This window comes from Algibacter sp. AS12, assembly GCF_046736315.1.
GTDB classification, from domain to species: Bacteria; Bacteroidota; Bacteroidia; order Flavobacteriales; family Flavobacteriaceae; genus Algibacter_B; species Algibacter_B amylolyticus.
In genome coordinates, this window is sequence record NZ_CP151841.1 from 3663492 (window position 1) to 3677602 (window position 14111).

Below are 14111 nucleotides of genomic sequence, written 5' to 3' on the forward strand. Positions count from 1 at the left end.
ACTAAAGCAAAAAAAATTTTAAAGTTGACTTAATAAAGAGAAACTTTAATGCATTCAGAAATTATAGCATTTTATTTAAGTAATAAAGTATAAGGGAATAAAAGGAAAAATGAATATGATGGGAATAAGAAGTCGTTTATTTTTGTTTATAAATATGGTCTGTACCCATTTTATAATCCAAATTAACCTCAATATTTTTAATGTTTTCAAAATTATCATTGAAGGTCTTTAACTCTTTTTTAATAGAGGCTTCATGTTCATTAACATATAAAAAACGCTTCGCCATTAATGCTACTAAAATAACAATAATTACAAATATGGTGGTTAAAATATAAAAAAGCATTACATATTAAGTTTTAATTACCTCCGTACATATGGCCATCGGTAAAATCTTTATATGAGTCGTCAGTATTCTCAGAAGACTTAGCACTCATAGCTTCTAAACGCTCATTTTCCTTTTTTAACTTATAAGATTTTCGTACACCAAGAAGTAAAAGTATTCCAAAAAACACCGTAATTACAACAAGTAACATAACTATACTAGACTCACTAATTAAAGAGAAGGCTGCAAAATTGGTAAGTTTAATTTTTAGTAGCATTGTAATGCATCGAAAGCGTTAGGGTATTAACAAATATACTCTATTCTATTAAAATGTGCGATATTTTTTATTAACTGTAACATTTTCATAACTTGGGATACTTATAAATAGAGCAAGGATAAAAAAAAATGATTTAAGGTGTTATAAATAGTTATTTACGCTTTTAAATTCAGAATTTTTAACGAAATTGCTTACTTAATATTAATGTTAAACTTAAAACACAAAATATAACATGTCTGATGATTTTGATTTATTAGAAACCAATTCAAACGAAAAAACCGAAAAAGTAGATGTTAATTGGGGGAAAGCCATTGACACAATGAAATCTAAATTGTCTCAAGAGGACGATCCAGAATCAAGGCAGAAAATATTAAATGCCACTTTGGACGATGTGGTACATATGGCCGAGAAAGACAGAACAACACTTTTAGATGCTATAAAAGACTTAACCGACTATCAAGATGAAGTTGGTATTATGTTCGAGAAATTTTCGGCATTAAATCCAACCGAGCAAAAGGTTATCGACGATGCACAAAAAGCCTTAGAGCGTGCACGAATAGAATTAGAGGATGCTAAAAACAAACCAGATACGTGGTGGAATAATCTATGGGGGCGTAAAAGCAAAATTAAAAAAGAAGAAGCTGAGTTTGCCATAGCCGAAAAAACAAGAGCGGGAGCCGATAATAAGGCAAAAGCCATGTTTCAAGAACGTATAGAAAGTGCCGATGTGCAAACCCTATTAAGCGAGTTGTCATATAAATCGCAAGCAGCGGTTACCCGTTTAAAAAACCGTGAGGTAGAAATTAAAGAGGTAGAAGAAAAGCTTAAAGATGCCATTGTCGAGGCTTCAAAAAACCACACAAAAGCCTTAGCTAAAAAGAAAGAAGTAGAAGCAAAGCTTGAAGAAAACTATGCTTTATTAAAACAGGCACGTCAAGCACTGGAGGATATTGCCGATAAGCAATCTACCGAGTATTCCGAGGCTATTGGTAAAATGACAGCCTTAGAGCAAAAAGTAGAAGAACTAGAAGGTCTTAAAAATGCCTACACTACTTTAGCTGCAAGTAAAGATAGTTTTGTGCACAAACACAATTTAACCATAAAAGTACTTACTTCTTTGCGCAGTAATTTACAAACGCATCGTGCAAAATTAAAGTCCGATACCGAGGAGCGTCTTAAGTACTACGATGGTTACGTAGTGGCTTTAAAAGCACGTACCGATCAAGAATTTGCTGCAATTTTAGAGCATTTAGGTGTAAAAACAGATGAGCATATTGGCGAAACCCTAGCATCTATGCATACAGCAAGTGCCAAAGCACGTCAAGACATGATGGATAACATTCCGGTACACGAAAAAGTTATGCAAGGCGTTTACAGCAGTTATGCCGAGGCTTTACAAGAAATTCGTGCTAAAGATGGCGAAATCCAAAAGAATTTTGCAGAGCGTTACGGTATTGATATGAAAGAAATTTTCGAAGATTATTACAATGCCGAAAACACAACACCAAAAGGCGACGATGGTGGAGAACCAGAAGGAAAACCAACACCAAAACCAGAAGCTAACGACGACGATTTATTAAGTTAATGTATAATTTCGAGTCCTGTCGATTATTATCCGTATGGCATCAAAAAAATATAAGGGCGTTACCCCGCGAAAAAGCGGGGTCAGGCTTTCACTACTCGCTCTCTGCGAGGAGCTCAAACATACCGTTCAATCCTTAACGCATACCCGACTAGCTTCAGGTTTGCAATAAGCATTGTTAATTTTTTAATTAGTTATTTTTAATTAAAACATGTCCATTAACCACATAGTAACACCATTAGATTCGGCTATTTTAGATTCTAAAGAGCAATACGTTTTTTACCATAAAATGGTAGATTTCGCTTTTAAAGAATTAATAGTGGCCGTTCAAAGAGAGCAAATATGTAGCAAAATAGAAGTTCAGCTTTTTAAGCAATACTGCGATTTGCTGTTATATTCCATTGAGGCTATGCGTGTTAAATACATGTACGACGACGAAGATAATATGAAGGTAGATTTAACAGATTCTGGACTACCTAACTATTTAGAATTCCGTTACCTTTTTAACGATTTAGAGTTACGCGATGAGTATCTGGGTAAATTAACACCAGTAGAAACGCTTAAAGAGGAGTTTTTAGATACGCTAATGCGTAAAAAAGAGACCATTAGTAAAAGTAAACTCTTTCAAGCATCATCTATAGTTTACTATACTTCGGTTAATAAACAGTATATTTTTAACAAGTTTGTTCAAGGTAAAATCTTAGAAATTCAAGATCAAGAGGATGCCAACTTTTTAGTAAGCTGGAGTTTTTACGATGTGTCTCATAACCGACCTTTTATTTGTTTCATGTATTTTAATTACGATGGTAAAAAGGTTAACGATTATCGCGATGATATTTATGAGGTTTTAAAAACAGTTGCCGATAGAGATATGTCTTTAGATACTATGGCATATACCATAGACAGAAAATTATCTAAAGTATCGCCAAAGCTAATTAAACGCATAGATTTAGGCCCATTGCATAATGTATTTGCTAAAGACGAGCACAAAGTAACACACGCCATATTAGAGAGTATTGGTAAAAAAGAAATCCCTTTAGAGTCGTATGCGTTTTCGTTACGAGTTAATGAAGTGGCCTCAAAAAGTGAATTTAAAGAAGGTAGTTTTTTTAGCAAGCAAACCCTACAACGTTGGGACGAGGTTTTTAAACAAAAGTACATTTTAGCACCACATCGTATTATTCAATTGCTGTATAATAAAACACCAGAAATGATGAATAATTTGGCTAAAGCACCTATTGAAGTCGCGGGACTAAAAATAAAATAAATATAGTTTACAGTCGCAGTGACATTTTTCAGTACTGCGATATAAATAATAAAAATAAACAGTTTAAGATTAAGTAAGCAGAGTTGAGTAGGTACTGTTAACTGTTACTGAGATTGAATACTACCAACCGAATACTAAATAATTGTCCATAACAGTGAGCACTGAAGACTGCTAACTGAGGACTGAAGACTAAAAAACATGGAGCACAATTCAACATTTCCAATAAAATTAACCGAACTCGATATGCTTCGCGATGAAGCTTCATCATACTTAAAAAGTATACAGTGGGAGCAAGGGTCGCGTGCAAAAAACAGAGATAAAGATGCAAAAGATGAATCTATTTTATTGTATTTATCAAGAGCTAATAATGGCAGTTCTGCGAGTATAACCTCGGTTTCAAAAACCATTTTGGCTTTAAAAAAGCGGTTGTTGCCAGATTCTGTGGCGCTTCCTATATATTTAAATCAAACTTTATATGCCGTTCAAGAAGGTATAACCTTAGGTGTTTGGATTAAAGATAGTTATTACGATGCGTCTGGATTATCTAGTTTGAACGAAAACAAATCGGCTCTAGATAACAACGGAAAACGCGAGTACGAAAGCAAAATGCATACGGCTACCGCATTTATGCTATTTGCAACCGCTTATAAAATATTAAACGATTTAAAACCACATGCCTCCGATGACTTAAGCGTCATGAAGCAGAAATTTGCTGGTATACCAGAATTGTCTTTAATGTCGCCATTAAAAGGAATATCGTGTAGTTTGTTTTACTTTGATAAATACCTAGATCATCCCGAAATTATAAAGTCCGATAAAGATGTTATTGATTTTACAGTGGTTTATTTTGAAGCTTTAATTGACGAAATTCAGTTAAGAAAAAGCAGTTTAGAGTACACCGAAACCATTGAAGATAGAACCTATAAACTTGAAAAATCTGAATTTGCTATTTCTGGTTGGAATAATGTGTTTCAAGGCACTGCAAAAAGTATTGAGTTTAATAAAATTAAATTCGAGCAAATTGTAGGTAATCGAGATGCAAAGCACTTTGCACGGCGATTAACTGAGCGCATGCTGAGTTACGATTTTACAGCAAAAAAGAATCCTTTTCAAGAACTTGGTGGATTTATGCCCGTTTTTATGGGCTACGGAATACCAGGTACAGGAAAAAGTATGCTTATTGCAGCCATTGCAACACGACTAAAAGAACATTGCGATACCTTAGATATTCCGTTTCTTTTTCATCCTATGCCAGATACCTTAATTTCGACGTTTCAAGGTGGTTCTGCCGAAAAAATGGTCGAGTGGATGAAACCCATGCAAGATCCAACAAAATTAATTTTCGCACCTATTGATGATGCCGAAAATAACTTGCAAGAACGTACTGCCCAAGGTGTTTCGGCTGGTGTAAAAGAAGTAATAGGTGTATTTTTAAGATATACAGAGGGCGCTTATGCTGTAAATTATGGTAACAGTTCTATAGGGTTGTTTACAAACCTTCCAGAAATGTTGGATAAAGCGGTAATTTCACGTGTGCAAGGACGATTTCAAATAGATGGTGCAAGAACAGAACATGATTTTTTAGATCAAGATCACATTTGGTGGCGTAAATTGGACGATACTATCCCAGACTTTGTGAACATGCAAGGTCCGGAAAATTATGCCTATTTACAAGATCAAGGTTTAGCAAAAAACATGGGCGATATTTTAAGTAACGTTGATAAGCCAACAGAAGCACGTGTTCATGATGTTTACGATAAAGTAGAAAAGCAGTTTAAAACCAATCAGCATTTATTTTATGCTAATTTGTATAAGGAAATGCAGTCTGTGTTTCCGTTCTTTTCTTCACGAGATGTACGTAATATTCAATCGGCAATTTCATTACGATTAACCGATTTCGATTTGGAAGAAGATTGGTTTGAGAATCCAGAAATCTATTTCAAACAAGATTACGATACCAAGTTTAATATGCTTCAAGAATTGATGCGAGGCAATATGAAAGGCTTAGATTTTTCTGAAATTAGAAGGCAAGAAGTGGTGCGCTATTTAGATAATGTGGCAACCATTGCAGATACCGATTTTAAACGAAAAGTCGATACCCGGGTGAACCAATTAAATATAGAAACTAAAGCAAGAAGTACTTTTGAAAATGAGCGATAAGCATATAAAAAATATTGAAACCAAGTTACTTTCAGATAACTATTACATTTTAAATAGAGTCACTTTCGATTATTTAATGTCTAGTGGCGAATGGGTAAACCAAATGCGCGAGGTTTATGATAGAGGCGATGGTGCAGGAATACTGTTGTATAACAAAGCGAAACAAACGGTTATCCTAACCAAGCAATTTAGAATGCCAACGTATTTAAATGACAATAAGGATGGCTTTCTAGTGGAGATTGCAGCTGGTATGCTTGATAAAGATAACCCTGAAGCTTGTATTATTAGAGAAACCGAAGAAGAGGTTGGTTATCGTTTAAAATCCGTTAAAAAGGTATATGAAGCGTATTCTTCGCCTGGTGTAATGACCGAGAAAATGCATTTTTTTATTGGAGAATATACCGATGATATGAAGGTGAATGAAGGCGGTGGTGTAGATACAGAACACGAAGATATTGAAGTGCTAGAAATGCCTTTTGAAAATGCCGTAAAAATGTTGAATAATGGCGAAATTGTAGATACACGAACTATTGTGTTGCTACAGTATGCTATTATTCATAACCTTGTATCGCTAAACAAATAAAACAGTTTATAATTGAAAAAGATTTTAAACTTACTAATGTTACTTTTTTTAGGTTTATCAGTTCCGTTGGGAGCTCAAAATTCTAGTATTCCTCAAAAAGTTGAGGCAGGAAAATGTTATGAAAGATGTTTTTATTATGATAAGGAAGTTGAATGGAAACAAGTGGACTGTCCTGATGATTCACTAATGAAAACAGAAAAAACTAAGAAGGAACTGATTAAGCAGAAACAAAAAAAAATTAAATTAGAAAAATATCAAGAAAAATTAAAAAGATTAGGATACAATATTGATATAAATGGCTTTTTAGATATTAAAACAATTGAAGCACATCACAAGTATCTAAAAGTTAAAAGGAAAGAAAAAAAAAGACTAAAAAGAATTGAAAAGCGAAAATCAAAATAAATTTAGTTTTTATTTGTGCTTTATAAAGTTGAACAATTTAATAAAGCGTGTAATAAATTAAAAATGTGATTCTCACTTTTATGGGAATAGTAATATGGACAAACTAAAACAAGCAAACTTATACAGAAGCGAACTTATTCCCGTTAGCGGAAAACTCGTTGAGCGTTACAACAAATGCTTAGTAAAACTTGGTTTTTCTAAAACAAAGCTAAAAACCTTTCACATTGATGGTATAGGTTGGAGTCCAGAAGTTGCAGAAGAAAAAGGAGAGCTAAATTATTTAAATAATGGTGAAGCAAATCCGCATGGAATTATTATTTCTCCGCTTCAAAAAGGTAAACCGGTATACTTACCGTTTCATTCGTTCGATAGAGACATGATGAAGTTTGTGTTTAAAATTCACGACCAAAAGATTAAAGATATTACCAGAGATTGTGCCATTTGTTTAGATTTCGATCAAGGGATAGACGCTTTTTACGAACCCTTAGATGTTTTAAAATATAATAAAGTCGCCATCAATTTTCATCTTATAGATAATTTAAAGCATGTTCAAAAAGAACAATTACAACTTGTTGAGACCTTTAAACGAGCTAATAATTTTATAGATGAAACTTTGCATCAGCAAATTCTAGATTCTGCTAAAACCTTTGGCGATTTAAGAACCAGAAATTTAGATTTACACGAATTACAATTTGCAACCGATTCATTTTACACCAGAGCCTTTGGAGGGGTATATGTTTTAAGAGATTTTATAAAACCTATTGTAGTCTTTGAAGATGAAACATGGCATAAAGAAGCTATCAAAGACACTAATTACGATGTTTTAATTTATCATATTGAGCAGCCAGAACTTATGGATAAACTGCGTGATCATGTTATTATAGAATATGATTTAGAAAAGGCAATTACCACAAAACGTTACGAACGTATTAAGAAATTTGAAATGGCTCAGCATTTAAAAAATGTGAATCATCCGGTAAAAGATATTTTAAACGACCCTATATTATTTAAAAGTTACTTAAATAAACTTGATATTAAGGCAAGGAAAAAAGTAATGAGCGTAGAACGCTATTTAGAGAAATTAGAAACCAGTAACCAATACAAAATAGCAGATATTGTTGACGAAAAACTATTTGAAGCTCTGCATAAACCGCATTCTTCATTAGATGCTAAACACCAGGATTTAATCTGGAAATTATTGGTAAATATTTCATCAAAAGATATTTTATTTTGGTATTGGTACGATAAAGAAACGTTTTATACTAATTTTAAAACTTGGGATGATTCCCTTAAGGATTGGGCGGTTGAAACGATTAGTAGCAATATATAGAAAATATAGACTAATTTTATAAGACATTGATAAATAATTCCTTCACTTTTTAAGGGAAGGTGGATTTAATTTTAATTCAAGAATTAAAGACGGAAGGGTAATTAACCCCTTGTATAAAATTTGAATAAAAGTACAATTCTCTTTTTATTCATATAAGGGAGAATAAATAAACAAAATTATGACACTAGAACTCATCGTATTTATTGGCGCTATACTATTCGGAATCTTTTTATATTGGAGAGAATCTAAAGGTAATGGGCTGTATCGGTTTTTTAATAAAATAATAAACTCGAAAGAACTTCAAATGAAACCTCATGATAAAACGGGTTTTGTGTATCAGCAAACGTTTTTATTGCGACTCGTTTTTGTTGGATTCCTGTTTTTAATAGGCATTATAATTGTTCGATTTTTAATTCCTATCGATATAGCTACTATATCCATTTTTGCATCCATGATTGTTGGTACTTTAATAGGGACCTATTTAGCAAATTTTATTTTTAAATCTAGCGAGGTAATCGATGAAAAAAGTGACTCGATTGAGGATATGGTTCAAGATACATTCGAAAAGGGAAAAGATTTTATTGAAGATTTAAAAAACGAAAAACCGAAAGTAATTAAAGAGGCTAAAAAGGAAATAGCTAACGAACCTAAAGTAGAGGAGAAGAGTGCGAGAGAGCGTTTAAAAGATAAGGGATTACTATAGGTTTTAAAGTAAACAGTTTCAACAAACAATTAATAAGTAAATAAAATAAATTTTCGCATGCGCGGAAATGAAAAATAAAATTACAGATGATTAAAAACTACTGGAATAAAGGAAAGAAACAAAAAACAATAACCGTTATTGGAGCATTAGTTTTATTAATAGCGTTGTTTGTTTTAAGAGACGACTATCAACCTGCTTTATTATTTGTTAGAAAATTTATTTTTATCATTCTACTTAGTGGTATTGTTTTGTTTTTAGGGTTACGAAAATTCAGAAATTCACCAACAACAGGAGGTCGATTAGGCATTTTAGTAGTATTACTTGTATTTTTTGGAATTTTGTACGCTGTAGGTTGGCATTTTAAAATGTACGATTACATGAAAACTTACAATGTATTTAATAACCTAAATAAAACAGAAATTCACGAACTACCATTAACGCAAAACGAGCGCATCCAACCGCTTCGCAATGTGTTTTCTATGGCTAACGAAAGTGTAGGAGAAACTAAAGACGTATCCTTACCACATTTAGTTAGAATTGGAAACGAGAATAAATGGACCATGGCCATTCAACCTACAGAAAAATATATGTGGCAAGGAATGACAGATAATACCGAAGAAGTTTTTGCGGTATCTAGCACAACACCTTTTCCTAGATTTTCTAGCGAGAATCGCATTCCGGTAACATTTTCAATTGGCGAATCTTTAAAATTTAGCCGAAATACATATAACGCCGTAGTGCAACGTTTCAACTTTTTTCAGCTGTTTAGTATGGAACCTAGCGATACCTATTACATGAAAAACGATTCTGGTAAATGGGTGCAAGTAGTGAGTTTAATAAAATGGAAAGGCTTCCTTTTTCCTTATCCTACCTTTGGAGGTGTTATGGTAATTGATAGTGGTGAGCACGATTTTAACGACTATATAGAGCGTATTTTAATTGGAAAAGGAAACTATGTTAGTCCAGAAGACATGAATAAGTATCCATTTTTAGTAGGACAAAATACACTAGCCGAAAAAGTATCAAGATTACAAGCCGAATCCTTAAAGTTCTTAGGTGGATTTAGCGATCCATTACCATGGAATATGGAAACCGCCGTTAAAATTCCATACTTGGCAGACGACCAAAACCAACAACCTTTTGTAACCGATTTTAATTTTACAGATACCAATACAAACGCCTATAACGGATTGTATCACTGGTTTGGTTTAGAACCTGTTGGAAACGAAAGAACAAGTTTAACTTACAGTGTTTTTGTGCCAGCCGACGGAAGTAACAATTTTTACTATTACGACCATGCATCAAAAAAAGAAGGCTATGCAGGTGTTTCTGCTATGCCTTTAAAAGTTATTGAATCTCGTAAAGAATTTGATTGGTCGGTTAACAAACCGGTAGAATTTAGACCTTATATAAAAGATATTGCAGGTAGAAAACGTTTGTTTTTTCTAGGTACAATTTCTGCAATTCGCGAAGGTTCAGATAATTTTGATGGTTCGGCAACTCCAGATTTGGCTTTAGTTGATAGTGAATATCGAGATGTGGTTTGGATTGATGTTAAGCACCCAAGTCAATGGGATAAAACAGTGTACGATCAATTAAATGAAGCATGGCGCTCCAGCGAAAAAATTGGTTATTATTATGCCGAAGAAACAAAAACCATTGATATGGTTGAGCAGCCTAAAGATACCATAAATGTTATACCTCAAGTAGATAAAAAAGCCGAAGAAATAGCTAGGTTACAAAGACAACTTGATTCTTTGAGGGCGTCTAATAATTAGCATGTCAATCTATTCATTTTTCTATTCAAAGAATATAACTTCTCGGGCGTTTATAGAAATAGACCCTATGAATTTTCATTGTGAGGATATTGGACTGTATACATTTACTAAATATCATAATTTTGAATATAATCATGTATCTCTTACAAACAAAGTGTCTTGGGAAGAGTTACTCTATGAAACATTCGATGTAATCCTATTAACTTTACTTTCCAAAAGAGAAATTATTGTAGAAGTTGTTAATTATGATGAGATATTTTGGTCAGGCCTTTACAAGCATAAAAAACGAAAGTTTTTAGTTAAAAAAGGAGTAGATAATAAGGAAGCCGATTTCTTTTCTAAATTAATTTTAAATGCATTAACTAAACTATTAAAAAGAACTCAAGACGAAGTACTTTTTCATGATCTTATAACCGAAATTTTTAATGATATTATTGGGCAATACGAAAGATATTTAAAACCAGATAAAAACATGTTGCTTCAAATTTTAAGTGTTTATACTAAAAAATATGAATGGTTAAGATTTAAAGAAGACTTTAATATGTTTGGTCCTTTATCTAAATATAAAATAGAAATTGAAACGATATACATTCCGAAATTAAAAATGCAATTTGATGATGTGAGGACGTTTAGAAATACCTCCTTAAAAGGTAACGCACCATATGCTCAACTAAGACGAAGATTAAGGGATGTAATAGCGTTTAATAATACCATTAGATATAGCCTATATAGTAGAGGAGATACTAGATATAATAATGGATTTAATTTTGTTTTTCCTGCAAACTATTAAAATGTTAAGCGTCAAAAAATTGCATATTTTGTGGTGTTATTTTTCGTACCTTCCTAGCTCTAAATTTAGGTATTATGAAAAGCACTCTTTTTACTTTTTTGTTTCTCTTTATTTTAATGTCTTCATGTAAAGATAACGAACCTCTAAAACCACATGTTTCACTTGAAGCTCCCATAGCCAAAAAAGTTCCCGAGGAATTAACGGTGCATGATCACACACGTATTGATAATTATTTTTGGATGCGTTTAAGTGATGACCAAAAAAATGCTGAAACGCCAGACGCTCAAACTCAGGATGTATTAGATTATTTAAATGCAGAAAATAATTACCTTAAAAAAGTTATGGCACATACCAATGGTTTACAGGAAAAATTATACGATGAAATTGTTGGTAGGATTAAGAAGGATGACGAATCGGTTCCTGTAAACGATAATGGTTATTCCTATTACAAAAGGTTTCAGGAAGGTGATGATTACCCGTTGTTTTGCAGAAAAAAACTTGAAGATGCTGCCAATGAAGAAATCATGCTTAATGGTCCAGAACTTGCTAACGGGCATTCGTATTTTGGGTTTGGCTCGCATTCCGTAAGTCCAGACAATAAAATGCTTGTATTTGGTATTGATACGGTTTCAAGACGACAATACACACTTCATTTTAAAAATTTAGAAACAGCAGCGATTTTAAAGGATAAGCTTGATAATACAGGTGGCAGTGCTGTTTGGGCTAATGATAATAAAACCATTTTTTATACTACTAAAGATCCTAAAACCTTGCGTCAAAACAAAATTGTAAAGCATGTTATCGGTACTAATCAATCTGAAGACGAAGTGGTTTTTGAAGAAAAAGACGATACATTTGCTTGCGCTGTTTATAAAACCAAATCTAAAGACTATTTGGTAATAGTAAGTTATCAAACCTTATCGACAGAGTTTAGAGTATTGGATGCTAATATGCCTAATGGTAAGTGGAAGGTTGTTCAGCCAAGAGAAAAAGATTTAGAGTATAATTTAGAACATTACGGAGATCATTTTTACATTAGAACAAATAAAGATGCAAAAAACTTTAAATTAGTTAAAACGCCTGTAAATAAAACAGAAAAGGAACATTGGGTAGATGTAATACCGCATAGGGAAGATGTGTTTTTTCAAGGGATGGAAATTTTTAAAGACTTTTTGGTTATTGAAGAGCTTAAAGGTGGTTTAAGGCAAATTCGAGTAAAAGAATGGAATGGTAGCGACCACTACTTAGCATTTAATGATCCTACTTATTTAGCCTATACAACTTCTAATCTCGATTTCGACACCAATTTATTGCGTTATAATTATAGCTCGTTAACAACACCCAATAGTACCTATGAATATAATATGAAAACGAAAGAACAAGTGTTACTAAAACGAGAAGAAGTTTTGGATGATTCGTTTTCCACTGAAAATTATATCTCTGAGCGTTTAGAAGCTACGGCAAAAGATGGCACTAAAATACCGGTATCTATAGTGTATAAAAAGGGCATAAAGAGAAATGGACAAAACCCGCTATTGCTTTATGCTTATGGATCTTATGGTAGTAGTACAGAGGCATCATTTAATTCATCGCGTTTAAGTTTGTTAGATAGAGGTTTTATTTATGCTATTGCTCATGTTAGAGGTGGGCAAGAAATGGGTAGAGACTGGTATGAAAACGGTAAATTATTAAAAAAGAAAAACACATTTACAGATTTTATTGATGTTGGAAAATATTTAATCAAAGAACAATATACAGAAAGTAAGCATTTATATGCCTTAGGTGGATCGGCAGGAGGATTGTTAATGGGAGCCGTTTTAAATATGGAGCCTAGTTTATGGAATGGAGTAGTAGCAGCAGTTCCTTTTGTTGATGTTGTTTCTACGATGCTCGATGAAAGTATTCCGTTAACTACTTTTGAATTTGATGAATGGGGAAACCCAAAGGAAAAAGAATATTATAACTATATGCTTTCCTATTCGCCTTACGACAATGTTAAGGCAGTTAACTACCCCAATATTTTAATTACTACTGGCTACTGGGATAGCCAAGTACAATATTGGGAACCAGCAAAGTGGATTGCTAAGTTGCGAGACTTAAAAACAGACAACAATTTATTAGTTATGGATTGCGACATGGAAACTGGTCATGGTGGTGCTTCCGGCCGTTTTCAGCGTTACAAAAGGCTAGCTCTAAATTATGCATTTTTATTAGATTTAGAGGGCGTTACGGAATAGTTATAACACAAGTTCCAGTTTAATATTGCAACGTTTATAAGGACAATTAGGTTCTACTGGAATTTCTTTAAATCCATACTTTTTGTAAATATAAATAGCGTTTTCAAGCTTTCTACTAGAATATATAATAAGTTTTGGTATGTTATTATGTTTAGCAAAATCAATACAATGTTGCATAAGTTTCTGACCAATTTTTTGCCCACGATAATTTGGAGATACGGCCATTTTTGTTAATTCGAATCTATCACTATTTTCAATAGGCATTAAGGCTACGGTTCCTATAATTGTATTATTAGGTTTAGCAAAAAATATATGTCCGCCTTTGTTTATAATGTATTTTTCTGGGTTACTTAACACCTCTTCATCATAAGGTTCAACAAAAAAAAAGGTTTTTAGCCATTCCATATTTAAAGTATAAAAATCTTTAGCATATTGATTTTTAAAAGGTATAATGGTATGCATTGTATTTTGTTTTTATCAATTTAGGTAGTGGGCAATACACGTTCTGTTATGTTAAAAGTAATCTTTTTTGTCATTGCTTCATAGCTATTTCGACTTCAAAAAAAGCAACAAGCATATTAATTTTTAAATCGATTTTAAAATTCACCAAACATGTAATATTAATATAATTGCGGTTATTAATGGTTTAACAAAATTTTAAGTTTACATGTTAAGGTCTT

Annotated in this window: 13 protein-coding genes; 10 read left to right on the plus strand and 3 right to left on the minus strand. The window is 32.8% G+C overall.

Annotated elements, in window-relative coordinates:
• Positions 1-136: 136 nt before the first annotated feature.
• Entirely contained in the window at positions 137-343 is a 207-nt protein-coding gene (locus tag AAFN75_RS14925) for a hypothetical protein (protein WP_411807091.1), read from the minus strand.
• A 13-nt stretch (positions 344-356) separates the two neighbouring features.
• Positions 357-599, minus strand: coding sequence for a hypothetical protein (locus tag AAFN75_RS14930; protein ID WP_411807092.1), 243 nt, complete (start codon positions 597-599; stop codon positions 357-359).
• Between the two features lie 232 nt (positions 600-831).
• On the opposite strand from AAFN75_RS14930, the gene AAFN75_RS14935 reads away from it, so the two are divergent.
• The 10 genes from AAFN75_RS14935 (at position 832) to AAFN75_RS14980 (ending at position 13431) form a co-directional block, all read left to right on the plus strand.
• On the plus strand, positions 832-2184 hold the full coding sequence (locus AAFN75_RS14935; RefSeq protein WP_411807093.1) for a microtubule-binding protein: 1353 nt from the start codon (positions 832-834) through the stop codon (positions 2182-2184).
• Between the two features lie 208 nt (positions 2185-2392).
• On the plus strand, positions 2393-3448 hold the full coding sequence (locus tag AAFN75_RS14940; RefSeq protein WP_411807094.1) for a hypothetical protein: 1056 nt from the start codon (positions 2393-2395) through the stop codon (positions 3446-3448).
• A 198-nt stretch (positions 3449-3646) separates the two neighbouring features.
• Entirely contained in the window at positions 3647-5608 is a 1962-nt protein-coding gene (locus AAFN75_RS14945) for an AAA family ATPase (RefSeq protein WP_411807095.1), read from the plus strand.
• Positions 5598-6191, plus strand: coding sequence for an NUDIX domain-containing protein (locus AAFN75_RS14950; RefSeq protein ID WP_411807096.1), 594 nt, complete (start codon positions 5598-5600; stop codon positions 6189-6191). Before AAFN75_RS14945 ends, AAFN75_RS14950 begins: the two co-directional genes overlap by 11 nt.
• Positions 6192-6203: 12 nt before the next feature.
• Positions 6204-6593 carry a hypothetical protein gene (locus AAFN75_RS14955; RefSeq protein ID WP_411807097.1) on the plus strand — a complete coding sequence of 130 codons (390 nt, stop codon included), beginning with the start codon at positions 6204-6206 and terminating at the stop codon, positions 6591-6593.
• Positions 6594-6687: 94 nt separating this feature from the next.
• Entirely contained in the window at positions 6688-7923 is a 1236-nt protein-coding gene (locus AAFN75_RS14960; protein WP_411807098.1) for a DUF6638 family protein, read from the plus strand.
• 178 nt (positions 7924-8101) lie between these two features.
• Positions 8102-8626: a hypothetical protein gene (locus tag AAFN75_RS14965; protein ID WP_411807099.1), complete on the plus strand. Its 525-nt coding sequence runs from the start codon at positions 8102-8104 to the stop codon at positions 8624-8626.
• Between the two features lie 86 nt (positions 8627-8712).
• Positions 8713-10404, plus strand: coding sequence for a hypothetical protein (locus AAFN75_RS14970; RefSeq protein WP_411807100.1), 1692 nt, complete (start codon positions 8713-8715; stop codon positions 10402-10404).
• A 67-nt stretch (positions 10405-10471) separates the two neighbouring features.
• Positions 10472-11194: a hypothetical protein gene (locus AAFN75_RS14975; RefSeq protein ID WP_411807101.1), complete on the plus strand. Its 723-nt coding sequence runs from the start codon at positions 10472-10474 to the stop codon at positions 11192-11194.
• A gap of 74 nt (positions 11195-11268) precedes the next feature.
• Entirely contained in the window at positions 11269-13431 is a 2163-nt protein-coding gene (locus AAFN75_RS14980) for a S9 family peptidase (RefSeq protein WP_411807102.1), read from the plus strand.
• Here the strand turns inward: AAFN75_RS14980 and AAFN75_RS14985 are convergent, their stop codons facing one another.
• Entirely contained in the window at positions 13432-13893 is a 462-nt protein-coding gene (locus AAFN75_RS14985) for a GNAT family N-acetyltransferase (RefSeq protein WP_411807103.1), read from the minus strand.
• Positions 13894-14111 lie beyond the last annotated feature (218 nt).